16 protein-coding genes and 1 pseudogene are annotated in these 15,501 nt (G+C 63.7%); 6 read left to right on the forward strand and 11 right to left on the reverse strand.

Translation table 11 applies throughout. The features are described 5' to 3' along the window. Positions 1-130 precede the first annotated feature (130 nt). Together LXM55_RS17650 and LXM55_RS17655 are read right to left on the reverse strand one after the other, a co-directional pair. Positions 131-433: a chaperone modulator CbpM gene (locus LXM55_RS17650; protein WP_047301406.1), complete on the reverse strand. Its 303-nt coding sequence runs from the start codon at positions 431-433 to the stop codon at positions 131-133. Between the two features lie 23 nt (positions 434-456). Beyond that, on the reverse strand, positions 457-1,398 hold the full coding sequence (locus LXM55_RS17655; protein WP_233321524.1) for a DnaJ C-terminal domain-containing protein: 942 nt from the start codon (positions 1,396-1,398) through the stop codon (positions 457-459). Between the two features lie 297 nt (positions 1,399-1,695). Here LXM55_RS17655 and LXM55_RS17660 point away from each other — a divergent pair, with 297 nt between their 5' ends. Further along, positions 1,696-2,961, forward strand: coding sequence for an Hsp70 family protein (locus LXM55_RS17660; RefSeq protein WP_233321525.1), 1,266 nt, complete (start codon positions 1,696-1,698; stop codon positions 2,959-2,961). Between the two features lie 83 nt (positions 2,962-3,044). Here the strand turns inward: LXM55_RS17660 and LXM55_RS17665 are convergent, their stop codons facing one another. From LXM55_RS17665 to LXM55_RS17685, 5 genes are all read right to left on the reverse strand, one after another. After that, positions 3,045-4,055 carry an AI-2E family transporter gene (locus tag LXM55_RS17665; RefSeq protein ID WP_233321526.1) on the reverse strand — a complete coding sequence of 337 codons (1,011 nt, stop codon included), beginning with the start codon at positions 4,053-4,055 and terminating at the stop codon, positions 3,045-3,047. A 124-nt stretch (positions 4,056-4,179) separates the two neighbouring features. Continuing rightward, positions 4,180-5,067 carry a hypothetical protein gene (locus LXM55_RS17670; RefSeq protein ID WP_233321527.1) on the reverse strand — a complete coding sequence of 296 codons (888 nt, stop codon included), beginning with the start codon at positions 5,065-5,067 and terminating at the stop codon, positions 4,180-4,182. After that, complete coding sequence (locus LXM55_RS17675) at positions 5,064-5,528, reverse strand: hypothetical protein (RefSeq protein WP_233321528.1); 465 nt, start codon at positions 5,526-5,528, stop codon at positions 5,064-5,066. Before LXM55_RS17675 ends, LXM55_RS17670 begins: the two co-directional genes overlap by 4 nt. 213 nt (positions 5,529-5,741) lie before the next feature. Then, positions 5,742-6,041: a PsiF family protein gene (locus LXM55_RS17680; RefSeq protein ID WP_233321529.1), complete on the reverse strand. Its 300-nt coding sequence runs from the start codon at positions 6,039-6,041 to the stop codon at positions 5,742-5,744. 71 nt (positions 6,042-6,112) lie between these two features. Then, positions 6,113-6,901, reverse strand: coding sequence for an AraC family transcriptional regulator (locus LXM55_RS17685; RefSeq protein ID WP_233321530.1), 789 nt, complete (start codon positions 6,899-6,901; stop codon positions 6,113-6,115). Positions 6,902-6,997: 96 nt separating this feature from the next. On the opposite strand from LXM55_RS17685, the gene LXM55_RS17690 reads away from it, so the two are divergent. Further along, complete coding sequence (locus tag LXM55_RS17690; RefSeq protein ID WP_233321531.1) at positions 6,998-7,903, forward strand: DMT family transporter; 906 nt, start codon at positions 6,998-7,000, stop codon at positions 7,901-7,903. 3 nt (positions 7,904-7,906) lie between these two features. Here the strand turns inward: LXM55_RS17690 and LXM55_RS17695 are convergent, their stop codons facing one another. The 3 genes and pseudogenes from LXM55_RS17695 to LXM55_RS17705 form a co-directional block, all read right to left on the reverse strand. Then, on the reverse strand, positions 7,907-8,797 hold the full coding sequence (locus LXM55_RS17695) for an esterase/lipase family protein (protein WP_233321532.1): 891 nt from the start codon (positions 8,795-8,797) through the stop codon (positions 7,907-7,909). Between the two features lie 118 nt (positions 8,798-8,915). Next, a complete protein-coding gene (locus LXM55_RS17700) occupies positions 8,916-9,221 on the reverse strand; it encodes a DMT family transporter (RefSeq protein ID WP_233321533.1) in 306 nt (101 codons plus the stop codon). Between the two features lie 12 nt (positions 9,222-9,233). Then, positions 9,234-9,872: pseudogene (locus LXM55_RS17705) on the reverse strand (FMN-dependent NADH-azoreductase). 125 nt (positions 9,873-9,997) lie between these two features. On the opposite strand from LXM55_RS17705, the gene LXM55_RS17710 reads away from it, so the two are divergent. After that, the gene (locus LXM55_RS17710) at positions 9,998-10,921 is read left to right on the forward strand and encodes a LysR substrate-binding domain-containing protein (protein ID WP_233321534.1); all 924 of its coding nucleotides are present in this window, start codon (positions 9,998-10,000) and stop codon (positions 10,919-10,921) included. A gap of 110 nt (positions 10,922-11,031) precedes the next feature. Then, the gene (locus LXM55_RS17715) at positions 11,032-11,562 is read left to right on the forward strand and encodes a ferritin-like domain-containing protein (protein ID WP_233321535.1); all 531 of its coding nucleotides are present in this window, start codon (positions 11,032-11,034) and stop codon (positions 11,560-11,562) included. Between the two features lie 66 nt (positions 11,563-11,628). On the opposite strand, the gene LXM55_RS17720 is transcribed toward LXM55_RS17715, so the two are convergent. Then, the gene (locus tag LXM55_RS17720) at positions 11,629-13,704 is read right to left on the reverse strand and encodes an AsmA family protein (protein ID WP_233321536.1); all 2,076 of its coding nucleotides are present in this window, start codon (positions 13,702-13,704) and stop codon (positions 11,629-11,631) included. Positions 13,705-14,089: 385 nt separating this feature from the next. Between LXM55_RS17720 and LXM55_RS17725 the strand changes: the two genes are divergently transcribed. Beyond that, positions 14,090-14,557: a hypothetical protein gene (locus LXM55_RS17725; protein ID WP_233321537.1), complete on the forward strand. Its 468-nt coding sequence runs from the start codon at positions 14,090-14,092 to the stop codon at positions 14,555-14,557. 168 nt (positions 14,558-14,725) lie between these two features. Then, positions 14,726-15,358 carry a TetR family transcriptional regulator gene (locus tag LXM55_RS17730; protein WP_233321538.1) on the forward strand — a complete coding sequence of 211 codons (633 nt, stop codon included), beginning with the start codon at positions 14,726-14,728 and terminating at the stop codon, positions 15,356-15,358. Positions 15,359-15,501: the final 143 nt, after the last annotated feature.

The raw sequence follows: 15,501 nt of genomic DNA on the forward strand, positions 1-15,501 counted from the left end.
AGCCGCTGCTGAGCGCCAGCGAAGCTGCGAACGAGGACGCAGTCCTCGCAACCTGCTTTTTCCTGACACCCCGCAGTTGCCTGTTTTTACGGTCGCAGCCTCGCTGGCGCTCGGCAGCGGCTACAGGTCATCAGTCCACCAGCAGGCGGCCCAGGCGCTGCTTGAGCATCTGGTTCTCGGCGCGCAGTTGCCGCACTTCGTCCAGCAGGTCCAGGGCCAGGGCGACGCCTTCCCACTCCAGGTCCAGATCGCGGCGCAGCTTCGCCGCGCGCTTGGCCAGGGACAGTTCAACATCGTTGAAACGCCAGTCCTGGGGCGCCGTCCCCTGAGGTTCGAGAATGCCGTGCTCGACGATTTCGATCACGTAGGCCGCCGACAAATCGGCCACTTCACAGAATTCTTCCATGTCCAGCTGAACGATCAGGGTGCTCATGATCAGCGCCTCCTAGTGTCGAATCAGAAATGTTCCCGGGGATCGAACGCCGCCTTCTTCGCCAGCTCCTGCCACAAGGCCTTGACGTCGTCGCCGGTGTGCTTGGGCATCACCGCCTTGAGCTGGACGAACAGGTAGCCGCGCTGGCCGGCCTTGTTCAGCAGGCCGTGGCCCTTGGCGCGCATGCGCTGGCCATTCTGGCTGCCGGCCGGAACCTTGAGGTTGATCTTGCCGGTCAGGGTCGGTACCGCGACCTCGGTGCCCAGCGCCAGCTCCCAAGGGGCCAGCGGCAGGGTGATGATCAGGTTCTCGCCTTCGACATCGAATTTCGGGTGCGGCGCGAAGCGAATGGTCAGGTACAGGTCGCCATTGGCTCCGCCGCCCACGCCCGGCGCGCCCTGGCCCTTGAGGCGGATGCGCTCGCCGTCGGTGACCCCGGCCGGAATCTTCACGTTCAGGCTCTTGCTGGTGTTGCTGACGTGCTGGCCGGCGGCGTTGTACTGCGGCACCTGGAAGCTGATCTTCTTCGACTCGGCCGACAGGGTTTCCTCAAGAAAGATCGGCAGTTCCATTTCCACATCCTGTCCACGACGACCGCTGCTGCGGCGCTGCTCCGGGCCGCCGAATCCTGGCCCCCGGTTACCAAAGATCGAACTGAAGAAGTCCGAGAAATCGCCACCACCGTCGCCGCCGCCAAAGCCGCCACGGCTCTGCCAGCCCGGCGGCCCCTGGAACGGTTGGCCATGCTGGCCGTACTTGCGCAGGTCGTCGTACTCGGCGCGCTTGTCGGCGCTTTTCAGCGCTTCATAGGCTTCCGAGGCATCCTTGAACTTGGCCTCGGCATCCTTTTCCTTACTGACGTCGGGGTGGTATTTGCGCGCCAGCTTGCGATAGGCGGCCTTGATCGCCTTGTCGTCCGCTGTCGGCTCCACGCCGAGAATCTTGTAATAGTCTTTGAAGTCCATCGAGGGAATCACCATCCGTTATCAAAGTCGCGCGGCGTGCAGCACAGCATGCTCGGTCTGGCAGCATGAGAATTGATCAATCTCAATCCTCTGACTGAACGGCGCATCAGAAGTTTATCGGCAGCCGCGGACGGATCTTGTGATCCCGAGTGGCTGCTCGGCCCATGCCTGCAAGTTTGGGGGTCAAGGATAGTCTTTCAAGGCACAACAGGTGGTGATTTAGCAGATAGTCGGCCTTTGCAACGCGCGAGGACTGGCGTACGCTGCGCGGCCGTTTTTTTCACCGGACCCAAAGACATGAACAACGCCACCCCGGCCCGTGCCTGCGGCATTGACTTCGGTACCTCCAACTCCACCGTCGGCTGGCTGCGCCCCGGCGAGGAGACGCTGATCGCCCTGGAGGACGACAAGATCACCCTGCCTTCGGTGGTGTTCTTCAATATCGAGGAACGCCGTCCGGTGTACGGCCGCCTGGCGCTGCACGAGTACCTGGAAGGCTACGAAGGCCGGCTGATGCGCTCGCTGAAAAGCCTGCTGGGCTCCAAGCTGATCAAGCACGACACCAGCGTGCTGGGCACCGCAATGCCCTTCAAGGACCTGTTGGGGCTGTTCATCGGCCAACTGAAAAGCCGCGCCGAAGCCACCGCCGGCCGCGAGTTCGAAGAAGTGGTACTCGGGCGCCCGGTGTTCTTCGTCGATGACGACGCCGCCGCCGACCAGGAAGCCGAAGACACCCTGGTGGAAGTGGCGCGCAAGATCGGCTTCAAGGAAGTGTCCTTCCAGTACGAACCGATCGCCGCGGCCTTCGACTACGAGTCCAGCATCGAGCGCGAAGAGCTGGTGCTGATCGTCGACATCGGCGGCGGTACTTCCGACTTCTCCCTGGTGCGCCTGTCCCCCGAGCGCCGTGGCGTCGATAACCGCCACGACGACATCCTCGCCACCGGCGGCGTGCACGTCGGCGGCACCGACTTCGACAAGCAACTGAGCCTGCAGGGCGTAATGCCGCTGTTCGGCTACGGCAGCCGGATGAAGAGCGGCGCCTACATGCCCACCAGCCACCACATGAACCTGGCGACCTGGCACACCATCAACTCGGTGTACTCGCAAAAATCCCAGCTGGCCCTGGGCAGCATGCGCTACGACATTGAAGACACCGGCGGCATCGACCGTCTGTTCAAGCTGATCGAACAGCGCGCCGGGCACTGGCTGGCCATGGAAGTGGAAGAGACCAAGATCCAGCTGACCCACGCCGAAAGCCGCCTGGTGGCCCTGGACCGCATCGAGCGCGACCTCAGCGTCGACCTGAGCCGGGCCCTGTTCGAATCCTCCATCGACGGTTTGCTGGAACGCATCCGCACCAGCGTCACCCAGTTGCTGAGCGACGCCAATGTCGGTGTGGCCCAGGTCGACACGGTGTTCTTCACCGGCGGCTCCAGCGGCATTCCGGCGCTGCGCCAGAGCGTGGCGGCCATGCTGCCCAACGCCCGTCACGTGGAAGGCAATATCTTCGGCAGCATCGGCAGCGGCCTGGCCATCGAGGCCAAGAAGCGCTACGGATAAAGGCAGCGGCAAGCTACAAGTAAAGGCAGGACGGCGCCCGGCCCTGGCTTGTCGCTTGAAGCTTGCCGCTTGCAGCTGCCGTCCTAGACCAAGCCCGCCAGCTTCAACTCGCTCTTCAGGTACGCGTAGTAGATCGGCCCCGCCACCACCCCGGGCAGGCCGAAGGCGGCCTCGAACACCAGCATCGCCAGGAGCAGTTCCCAGGACTTGGCACTGATCTGCCCGCCGACGATCCGCGCGTTGAGGAAGTATTCCAGCTTGTGGATAAAGATCAGGTAGCCCAGCGCCGCTACCGCCACCCAGATCGACAGCGACAGCCCGACGATGGTGATCAGGGTGTTGGAGATCAGGTTGCCGATCACCGGCAACAGGCCCAGCAGGAAAGTCAGCACGATCAGGGTCTTGGTCAGCGGCAGCTTGACCCCGAACAGCGGCAGGACCAGCGCCAGGAAGATCCCGGTGAAGAAGGTGTTGAGCAGGGAGATCTTGATCTGCGCGAAGACGATGTTGCGAAACGCCTGGACCAGCAGGTGCAGGCGATCGAACAACGCCGCCGCCAGAGGCTTGCGCTTGGTCAGGTCGGGGATGCGCTGCAGGGCGATGATCGCCCCCAGGACCATGCCGATCAACAGGGTCACGAACATGTGCGCCGCGTCCTTGCCCACCAGCTGCAACTCGCTCAGGTGCTTGCTGGCCCAGGCGCCGATGGCGGCCTGGAACTCCGCGGCGCTGGCCGGCAGGTAGGCGTCGAGGAACGGCGGCAACTGGCCCCGGGCCTTGTCCACCACCACCATGAACTTGCCCAGCGAGGCGCCGGGATTCTCTGCTTCATGCAGCAAGAAACTGATGGCCCCGGCGAACAACAGGGTCAGCAGACTGACCACCAGCGTGCCCAGCAGCGCCACCGCCAGCCAGCGCGCGCGCCGGCCCTCGATCAGCCGCTGCAATTGCGGGGTGAGCATGTTGACCAGCTCGAACACCAACAGCCCTGCCAGCAAGCTGGGCAACAGACGCAGGGGCAAGGCCAGCAACAGGCCACCGAAAATGATGATCCAACTGATGAACAACAGATGACGCTGTGAAAACGCTGGCATATAGCCTCAAGACAAACAGCGGGAAAAGACCGGCAGTCTGCCAGCCTTCACCCCCGAGGAATAGTGGCAGGCGCCCCAAGGGCATGGGCTTACAGGGTACTGGAGCGTTGTGACCGGCGAAGGTTCAGTCGGTTTTGGCCTGAGGCACCGGGGCTGAAAGGTCGGGCAGCGGGACGTCGTAGCCGCAGTAGTGCAAGTGTGTCCGGATCAGTCGCTTGTCGGGGTAGTCACTCCCCCAGGGCAGCTTCTGGTCGTAGCGCGACTTGATATGGGCACAGAACCCCTGGATATCAGCCCGGGCCTTGGCCAGCACCGGCGCCGGCAGCGGATTGATCTTCAGGCTCTGAAAGAACGGCACGATGAACACCTGATCCAGATCGTAGCCCTTGCTCCCAAGGGGCAGGCGCTGGCCGGCATGCACATAGAAGGGTTGTTGCAGGCCGCTCTCCTGTTCCCAGCACCAGTACTTGACCTCATCCTCGAAGATCCCGACCGCGACGCCCTCCCAACGCTCATAGATGCGTAGGCATTGGTGCCCCCGCATGCTCACCCAGTCGATGCTGCTGGGCTTGACGCCGCTATAGGACGGCAGGGCCTGACGAGCCAGGAGATCGTCCAGAAACGCCTGCGGCGGATAGGGCAAGCCGTCCGCCCGGCCATCGAGAAAGCTGTTGACCCGCATATAGAGCGCAGATGCCGTCACCTGAATGTCGCCGTAGGAGAAAGACCCGGAGGTGCCGACAGACAAAGCATCGCGGCCCTTCTCGTAGGTAAAGCCACTGGTAATGGTGCCGCATTGCGCATGCCGATACGGCCCGGGCAAATCGAAGGAATAGCGCTGCATCAGGGTGATCCGCTTCGCGCCTTCGGTGCACAGCATGCGGCTGTCCAAGCGATCATTTTCGTAGACCAGGGGCGGCGACATGCAGCCGCTGATGATCACCAGAAGTCCGCCTACCAGTGCGCGCTCGATAGCGCGGCGCATGCTCATGGCCAGCCTCATCAGGCTCATTGCTGATATTTGCTGATAAATGAATATTGGCTCCCCGCGGCTTCGACGAGGCCCCGCATTTCCTGCTCCTGCGCCGGCTCGCCGACAAAGAACACCCAGACCCGAGGAAACTGCTGATCACTCAGCGCACCGCCGACAATCGCCTTGTCCAATGCCGGGTTGGCGCCGAATATCACGAACGTTCCATACTGCTCTGCCGAGGCTGTGCGAAACATATCGCGCATGTTGAACCGTTCCATTCCGCCTCCCGCCACAATCGCCAGGCGATCCGGAAGCACTCCATGACTGTTGATCCGAGTGAAGACCAGTGGCGGGCCTTCCTGGGATTGCAACGAACCATCGCGGCTGTGCTGCACAGCTGACACCACGTCAGAGAGGACCTCATCCTGGCTTTTTTGACGAGGAGCAGAAGCACACCCGGCAAGAACACAACACAGCAGAACCCACAGAACTTTTTTCACCGTCACTTCCCTATGCAATTGCTGGCCAGCTCCAAGCGCTGCGCCTCCATTAAGGCGTCGAACATCCGCCCCCTCGCTTGCGATGAAGCGCAAAGGATCATAAACACAATGACGGAATATGGCTGAAAAAAAACAGCCATGTGCAACGAGGCGCGCGGGAGATGAGCCTCCCCAAGGCAAGACGGGGAGGCGCAATGACGGTATCGATTGGACTTATTTCTTCTTCAGGCAATCACTCATGAACGCCTTGCGCGCATCGCCCTTGAGGGCCTTGGCGGTGGCGTCGGCGTTGCAGGTCTTCATTCTTTCCTGAGGCGTGGAAGGGGTGGCGGCGGCAGCCGGGGCGGCCTTGAGGCAGGTGCTCATGAAGGCCTTGCGCTCGTCGCCCTTGAGGCTCTTGGCGGTGGCTTCGGCGTTACAGTTGGTCATCTTGTTCTGTTGGGCAGTGGCGGCAAACCCCTGGGAGCACAGCAGCAGGCCCACCATCAACAACGGAATACGCAACATCTTCATGGAGTGTTCTCCTGGTCACCGCGCCGACGGGCACGGCCTCCTGCGCAGTGTAGACAAAGCCTGTTACACCTTCATCTGTTCTGCAGGCCGGCCCGGCGGTACTGCTCGGGCGTACTGCCGGCCTGGCGCTGGAACATCGCGATAAACGCCGAGGCGCTGCTGTAGCCCATGTCGAAGGCGATTTCCTGGATGCTGCGCGGGCTGTCCAGGGCCTCGATGGAGGCCAGGAAACGCTGGCGCTGGCGCCATTCGCCAAAGCTCATGCCCAGCTCGCGAACGAACTGCCGGGCCAGGGTCCGTTCGCTGACATGGGCCTGCCGCGCCCAGTGGGCAAGAGGCTGGTTGTTGCCCGGCTCGGCCTGCAACACCTGGAGCACCCGCAGCAGATCGGGGCTGCTGGCGTAAGGCAGGTAGCAGGTATGCACCGGCGCCTGGCGCAACTGATCCAGCAGTACCTGAGCCAGGCGCTGGTCGGCCTCGCCCTCGGGGATCTGCACGTCACGGGCGGCGAAGTCCTTGAGGATTGCCTTGAGGATCTCGCTGATGGCCAGGGTGCTGCCCTGAGCGGGCAACTGCGCGCACAGCTCCGGGGCCAGCAGCACGGCGCGGTAATTGATCGGCTGCGAGGTGTAGAAACTGTGGGGCGTCTGCGGCGGCACCCAGACCGCGTATTGCGGTGGCGACATGAAGCGCTGGCCGTCGATTTCCATGTGCATCACGCCGTGCGCCGAATACTCCAGGCAGCCCCAGGGATGACGGTGCTCCAGGGCATGGCTGTGGGCGGCGAAGTCGGCATAACGGAAATACACCGGCGCGGGCAGCCCGTGGAAATCCAGAAGATCGATGTGTTTTTTGCTCATGCTGTCCGGATGTCGGGGCGGGTTGTCTGGTTCGCAGTATAGGCATTGATTCGGACAAGGGGATAATCAGCCCTCATCAACTCTGTGGTTGTCTCCATGCAATACGCTTATCCACTGCTGGCCATCTTTATCTGGGCTGGCAATACCGTGATCAACAAACTCGCCGTGGGCGCGATCTTCCCCGCGGAGATCGGCTTCTATCGCTGGTTGCTGGCCGGCCTGCTGTTCACCCCCTTCATGCTCAAGCCGGTGCTCAGCCACTGGCCGGTGATCCGTCCCAACCTGTGGCGCATCGCCATTCTCGGCATCCTGGGCATGGCGGTGTATCAGAGCCTGGCTTACTTCGCCGCCAGCCTGACCTCGGCCACCAACATGGGCATCATCCTTTCGCTGATGCCGCTGATGTCCCTGGCCATGGCCATCGCCGCCCTGGGCCAGCGCCTGACCGCCGGGGCCCTGGTGGGCGCGGTGCTGTCGTTTGCCGGGGTGCTGCTGGTGGTGTCCTCCGGCAGCCTGGCCGCACTGCTGCAGCACGGGGTCAACCTGGGGGACGCAATGATGCTGGTGGCCACCCTGGCCTATGCGATCTACAGCACCTTGCTGAAAAAATGGCAGCTGCGCCTGCCACCGCTGGTGCTGCTGTACCTGCAGGTGCTGGTGGCGGTGGTGGTATTGCTACCGCTGTTCCTGGCCTCGCCCAAAGTCGGGCCGACCCTGCAGAACATTCCCCTGGTGCTTTACGCCTGCCTGCTGGCCTCGATGCTCGCGCCCCTGGCCTGGATGCAGGCGGTGGTGCACCTGGGGCCAAGCCGCACCACGCTGTTCTTCAACCTCTTGCCATTGATCACGGCGCTGATTGCCGCCGTGGTGCTGCATGAGCAACTGGCCTGGTTCCATCTGGTGGGTGGTGTGCTGACGTTGGCCGGGGTGGTTCTTTCGGAGCGCTGGACCACGGTGCTGCGGCCGTTCGCCGGCAAGCCGGTGCCTACGGGGCCAAGGTGAAGCTCAGAGGTCGGCGGCCTTGAGGCGCTGGGCATGTTCGACGAACAGGCGGATCGGTTCCGCGCCCTTGCCCACCAGCCCCAGCGACTGGTTGACGATATCGAAATGGTCCAGCGGGTAATCGTCGCCAATCACCTGCCCCAGGTGCGAGCTGTAGCGCCCGACCATGCCATCGCACTGGCCGGCCTCGCGGACGAAGGCCCGGGCGAACAGGCGGCAGCTGCGGCTGGTGCCGTCGAACAGATTGCGCCCGCGATTGGTCTTGCCCGGCTGCAAGGTGCCGGACCAGGAGTAGTAGCGCACGCCGCCGACCTGTTCCGGTCCCTGGCCACCCCAGGTTGTCGGTAACCCCTGAGGGTATTGACGGTTGAACAGGGCCACGCCCTCGGTGGTCAGCGACTGGTGCGAGGCGTGAATATCCACCGGCAGTTTCGGCCCGCGATAGCCGGTTTCCAGCAGCGCCATCAAGGCCGCGACACCCCGCAATAGCGCACTCAGAATGCGCCCCTTGAAGCTGTGGGCCGGTGAATGCCGGGCCAGGTAGTCCGCCAGTTCGGAGCCGTGGTTGGGCCCCGCCACCGAGGTCACCGAAGCCACCCAGTCCGGACGCTTGGCCGCCGCGTAGCGCGCCGTCAGCGCGCCCTGGCTGTGGCCGATCAGGTTGACCCGGGCGGCGCCGGTCTCGGCCATGATCCGCTGGATCTGCGTCAGCAACTGCTCCCCGCGCACCTCGCTGGAATTGAGTGGCGACACCTGCACCGCGATCACCCGCGCGCCCCCCCGGCGCAAGGCCGGGATGATCCCGTACCAGTAGGGATAAAGCAGCAGGCGGATAAAACCGAGCATGCCGGGCACCAGCACCAGGGGGTAACGCGTGGCAAGCTCTTGGGACATGCGGCGACATCCTTGTGCGAAGGCTGTGGGCTGGCTGAAAGCTAGACCATAACCAAGGCCATCGTCAGCCCCCATGACGCTTTGGCGACAAGCTGATGACAGCCCTTGCCGCGCCCGGCTACTTGAGCCCGATCACTCCCGCCACGATCAGCCCCACCGACACCAGCTTGACCGCCGTCAGGCTTTCCCCCAGCAACAGACAACCCAGCAACACCGTGCCCAGGGAACCGATGGCGGTCCAGATCGGGTAGGCCACGCTCACCGGCAACTCGCGCATGGCCAGGGTCAGGAAGTAGACGCCGCCCAGCGCCGCGACCACCGTCAGTAGCGACGGCCATGGCCGGGTAAAGCCCTCGGCGTACTTCATGCCCATGGCGAAGGTGACCTCGAAGGCCGCCGCCAGCAGCAGGAACATCCAGGCCATGACGCGGGCTCCTCAGAAGGTCGACGCCAGAGCCAGCAAACGCTGCTGCGCCTCGCCGCAGGAACGCTGGAAACCCTAGGCCTCCGACTCCTCGCCCTCCGCGGCAACCACCGTGACATCGTCGATGCCGATAAACCCCAGCGCCGTGCGCAACCAGCGGTCCGCATGGTTCATTGCCTCATGCTCGCCCCCTGGGCCAAACCCGGCGCCGCCGCGGCTGGTGACGATCAACACCTTCTTGCCTTGCACCAGTGGCTGGTACTGGGCCACACCGTTGTCCTGCAGGGTGTTGAACGTCAGCCCCAGGCGCACGATGTGATCGACCCAGGCCTTGATCCCGCTGGGCACGCTGAAGTTGTGCATCGGCGCGGCAATCACCAGGCGCTGGTGGCCGAGCAACTCGGCCACCAGCTCATCGCTCAGGGCCAGGTCGGCCTGCATCGACAGCGGCCGCGCCTCGGGCTGTGGATAAAACGCAGCGGCGATAAAGGCTTCGCTGACATGGGGCAAAGAACCCCGCCCGACTTCCCGGCGTGTGAGCATCCCCTGGGGGTTGGCCGCTTGCCAGGCCTGGAGGAAAACCTCGGCCAGGCGCCGGCTGTGGGAGCGTTCGCCCCGTGGGCTACCGTGGATCGCAAGAACTGTACTCATCTCATCTGCCTCGTGCGGGTTGCTCAATACGGCCTTGAAACCAAGGCCTTTCCGCGCTAAAGCTAAAATCACCGCCCTGCTTCAACAAATGAACAGAACTGCTCTCAGATGAATTCATCTCAGCCATGGAGCCCTCAATGTTTGCCCACCTGCCCCTCACCGCCCTGCGCACCTTCGAGTCCGCCGCGCGCCTGCTGAGCTTCAAGGCCGCCGCCGAGGACCTGTCGGTGACCCCCACCGCGGTGTCGCACCAGATCCGCAGCCTGGAACACTGGCTGGGGGTGGCGCTGTTCGAACGCCTGCCGCGCCAGGTGCGCTTGACCGAGCCCGGCCAGCGCTTGTTCCACAGCCTGCATGGCGCCCTGCTGGAAGTGACCCAGAGCGTCGACACCCTGCGCCCAACGCCAAGCAACGCCCAGCTCACCGTCTCCACCACCGCGGCCTTCGCCGCCTTGTGGCTGGTGCCGCGGCTGGGGCGCTTCTATGCCCGGCACCCCGGCATCAACCTGCGCCTGGACACCCAATGCGAGGTGGTCGACCTGCAACAGGACGCCAGCATCGACGTGGCGATCCGCTACAGCCAGGAGGGCTACCTGAACCTGCACGGCCTGTGCCTGTTCGACGAGCGTTTCGCGGTCTACGGCGCGCCGCAGCAAGTGGCCCTGGCGCGCCAGCAGCCGCCGACCCTGATCAGCGTGCACTGGCGCAACTCGCGGCTCTACGCCGACGGCTGGCAGGCCTGGTGCGCCCAGGCCGGGGAAAACTGGTTCGAGCAGCAGCCGCTGATCCGCTCCTACGACGAAGAGCAGTACGCCCTGCAAGCGGCGATTGCCGGCCAGGGCCTGGTCCTGGCCAGCGACATCCTGGTGTCGCAGAGCGTGGCCAGCGGCCTGCTGCAACCCTACCGGCCCGACGTCCAGGTGGACGGCGCCGGCTACAGCGCGCTGTGCGTACCAGGCCGCGAGCGCCATCCGCCGGTGCGCGCCTTTCTCCAATGGCTGCAGCAGGAGTCGCTGCTGGCCGGGCATCCGCCGCTGGCGCGCCGTTGACCGCCGGGCACATCCGATAAAACTTTTTGCCGCGCCCGCAACTCACACCCAAGGTAGCGATCAGGCCAACAGAGCCTGGCGCAAATCGGATTAGCCTTCAGGAGATCGAGATGAGCGACATGCATTTGTCTGATGTGAACACCCTGCGCGAACGGGCCCGCCAGCACGTCGAAAACGGTGCCGTGACCGAGGGCTACAACGCCGATCGCACGGAGATACTGCGCCTGCTCAACCAGTCGTTGGCCACCGAACTGGTGTGCGTGCTGCGCTACAAGCGCCACTACTTCATGGCCAACGGGCTCAAGGCCAGCGTCGCCGCCGACGAGTTCCTCGAGCACGCCACCCAGGAAGCCGCGCACGCCGACAAACTGGCCGAGCGCATCGTCCAGCTCGGTGGCGAGCCGGAGTTCAACCCCGACCTGCTGTCCAAGCACTCCCACGCCCAGTACGTGGCCGGCAATACCTTGAAGGAAATGGTCTACGAGGACCTCGTCGCGGAGCGTATCGCCGTCGACAGCTACCGCGAGATCATCCAGTACATCGGTGACAAAGACCCCACCACCCGCCGCCTGTTCGAAGAGATCCTGGCCCAGGAAGAAGAGCATGCCGACGACATGGCGGACATTCTCAACGACCTGTAACGCCCGCCTCTCAGCCCGCCCCAGCCTTGCGTCGGAGCGGGCTCGCCCGCCAACCCCCGGCCCCTCTTACCGGCTCGGTTTCACCGTCACCGGGGCCTTGCCCGCGCGCATCTGCTGCAACAACGGCGCGCACTGGTTGGGCTCATCGCCACTGGGTGCCACCAGCGCCAGCAAGCCGGCCGCCGGCCCGGCGATCACCCCCAGCGCCACCATCCCGGCACCACGCAGCACCAGCGGCACGGCCTTGACCCCGGCACTGGGCTGGATGAACTTGCCCTGTACATAAAGCGGCGAGCGCAGGGAAAACAGGCGCAGCCCCTTGGATTGCGGAGTGACGGTCAGGTCCAGTTGCTCGGTGGCCATGTTGGCGGTGCCATCGACGTAGATGATGGCGTTCTCGGTGTCGAAGACAAACAGCCGCGAGGTCACCAGGCCGCTCTTGATCCCGAAATCGGCAGCGGCGCAATTGATCTTCACTTCCTTGTCGCCAAACATCTTGCCCACCACGTAGTTGCCGACATTGAGCCCGGCGATTTCCATCAGGCTGCGGCTGATGGCCCCGTCGTTGATCAGCATCTTCAGATCACCGTTGGCAGTGCCCAGCAGGGCCGCCACCGAGTTGCCGCGGCCGGCGATGTCGGCATCGCCGTTGAGCTCGCCGAAGCTGGTCTTCATCGGTTCGAAGGTGGGGAACAGCTGCTTGAGCTTGAAATTGCGCGCCGTCAGCCTGGCCCGGCCTTCCAGCGGCGTGGCATGACCGTCGAGGCGGACCTGGGCGTCAAGCTTGCCGCCGGCCACGCCGAAGCGCAGCGGTTCCAGGCTGAGCTGGCCGTCGTTGAGCACCAGGTGGGTGTACAGGTCGGTGAACGGCAACTCGGCACTGTGGACGATGCGCTTGCCGGTGAACTCAACGTCAGCGTCCATGTCGCGCCAGCGTTCGGTGCGAAACTCTTCCACCGGCAGCACCTTGTCCGCCGGTTGCTTGCTCTCGCCGCCGCGGGCCTTCTGCTTGGCGTTGGAATCGGCGCCGATCAGTGGCGCCAGGTCGCTCATCAACAGCTGGTTGGAGACCAATGCGCCACTGAGCTTGGGCCGTGGCTGGCTGGCCACGTAGGTCAGGTTGCCGTGGATGTCGCTGTCGCCGATCTTGCCGTTGAAATCCTCGTAGCTGAAGGTCGCACCCGCCGGGTCATGCAGCTTGGCGGTCAGGTGGCCGTCGGTGGCATAGGGCGGCGAATCCGGCAGGGTCACCCCGGTCAGCGGGTAGAGGTTGCCCAGGCTGGCGCCCGCCAGCTTCAGCCGCAGGTCCAGGGCGCCGAGGTTCAGCGGGTCGGTCAGGCTGCCGCGCAGTTCCACCTTGGTATCGCCGATCTGCGCCTGGGCCTGCAGCGGGAATGGCTTGCTGGAATCCTGCAGCGCCAGTAGGCCGCCGATCTTGCCGCTGCCGGCGAGCTTCTGCCCGTGGTACTGGCCCTTGACCTGGAGGGCAAAGGCATAGGCCTGGGCTTGGGCGCCCTTGTCGGCGACTTTCTTCGCTTCGCTTTCGCCGACGATGTCGCTGAACGGGATCGGTTTGCCGAGCAATTCCACCTGCAGGTCCAGTTGGGTCTTCAGGCTCCGGTCGTCCAGGCTCACGCGGCCCTTGTCGAAGCCGATGGCGCCGATGTCCACCGTCCAACTGGAAGGTTCGGCGTCGGGGTCCTTGGGATCGAACTTGAAGGTCCAGTTGGCGCGACCGTCGGCCAGGCGCTGCAACGCAACGTCCGGTTCGGTGAGGTCGATGCGTGGAATGCTTACCCGCTGCGCCAGCAGGGCCAAGGGCGAAATGCGCAGCTCGACCCGTTTCAGGCTGACCATCTGTGCTGCCTTGGACCAGTCCGGGTTGCCCAGGGTCAGGTCCTGCGCCACCACGTGGGGCCAGAACACCCAGGCCCGCCAGCCGCCCTCGTCGGGTTCGCGCTGCCAGGCCACCGACAAGTCGCCATTGACCGCGAAAGGCCGGTGCAACTCCTCGGCGACCTTGGCATTGAGCATGGGCTTGATCCGGTTCCAATCGAAGAAGGCGAGCACCAGAACCAGCACCGCCAGTAGCAGGATCAGGCCGGTAACGGACCAGGCGAGAGTTTTACGAGTGCGCGTCATTGCACGAGGCTCCTGAAGACAGCTGAGCGCCAAATCACGACGCATCGGTGGAATGCCGGTGGGAAAATCCCCGGCCATGAAAACTACGACTGATAAAGCCCGCACAGGTTTAATCCGGGCGCCCGTTCGGACGAAAAAACCCGTTTTCCTGATCGATCAGACAGCAGGGTGTTACCTCGATCCGCCCTTGCGCGAAGCATGAGTGAGTCGAAACTACCCACCACGGTGCAAAAGCCATCGGCGCAAAGGCCCGGGCTAGAGCCTCGCAAGCAAACAATCAATTTCGTTGATTATTACCATTGTGGTTATGAACTTTTATATCGATTTTACGGCGGTAACATTAGCTCCGTACCCAATTTATCGCCCTACCAAGGAGCAACCCATCATGAAACGCCACCTTTTACTGAGCCTGACCTTGTCTGTTCTGGCCGCCAACGCCTTCGCCCTGCCAGCTGCAGAACAAGCCACCCCACAGGTCAAGGCCAGCCACAGCGTGTTCACCCAGACCCTGGCTGAAGGCGGTTCGGACCGTCTGATCGAACGCAACAAAGTCGCTGCCGACGGTTATGACCGTACGCCACAAGGCCAGAGCGTCGCCGAAGACGGCTATGATCGCACCCCTCAGGGCCAGAACGTTGCCGAAGATGGTTACGACCGTACTCCACAAGGCCAAAACGTCGCTGAAGATGGCTACGATCGCACTCCTCAAGGCCAAAACGTCGCTGAAGGCGGCCGTGATCGCCTGGAAGAGAAAGGCCTGGTGGAAGATGGCTACAGCCGCACGCCTCAAGGCCAGAACGTTGCCGAAGGCGGTGCCGATCGCTTGGCCGAACGCCATCAAGCTGCGAGCTGAGGTCATGAAGGCCCAGGAAAAAAGCCCGATCCCTGGATCGGGCTTTGACTTTTATGGCCACTGCATTGTCCTCGCGCCACCTCTCGCCTGTGCCTGACGCCAGTTCGACTCCGGCAAAGTTGATTTGCTAGAGTGCGCCGCTCCCATTGAGCAAAGAACACCCCGCCGATGCTGCCCCGCGCCGAACAGAAGCAACAGACCCGCAACGCCCTGATGGATGCCGCCCGGCATTTGATGGCGTGTGGCCGTGGGTTTGGCAGCCTGAGCCTGCGCGAAGTGGCGAAAGCCGCCGGTATCGTGCCCACCGGTTTCTACCGGCACTTCAGCGACATGGACCAGCTGGGCCTGGAACTGGTCAGCGAAGTCGGCCAGACCTTTCGCGAAACCATCCGCCTGGTGCGTCACAACGAATTCGTCATGGGCGGCATCATCGACGCCTCGGTGCGCATCTTCCTCGACGTGGTGGAAGCCAAGCGCGCGCAGTTCCTGTTCCTGGCCCGCGAGCAATACGGCGGCTCGCTGCCGGTGCGCCAAGCCATCGCCACCTTGCGCGAGAACATCAGCGCGGACCTCGCCGCCGACCTGACCCTGATGCCCAAACTGCAGCACCTGGACGCTGCCGACCTCAGCGTCATGGCCGACCTGATCGTCAAGAGCGTGTTCGCCACCCTGCCGGACATCATCGACCCTCCGGCTCAGGCACTGCCCGAGCACCTCACGCCGCAGGCGAAAATCACCCAGCAACTGCGCTTCATCTTCATCGGCCTGAAACACTGGCAAGGCCTGGGCAGCACCGAGTAAACCGGCTTTCCCACCCCCCCTTCACCCTGCGTGCCCCGCTCTGGGCTGCGCCTTTGCGCCTGCCTGTCGGCCCGGCACCGGATTGCAGCAAAAATATTTCACACGCACCAACTCAGTGCTATAAATCAGCTCAGCGCATCAAT

It is taken from the genome of Pseudomonas sp. Au-Pse12 (assembly GCF_021341665.1).
Taxonomy (GTDB): domain Bacteria; phylum Pseudomonadota; class Gammaproteobacteria; order Pseudomonadales; family Pseudomonadaceae; genus Aquipseudomonas.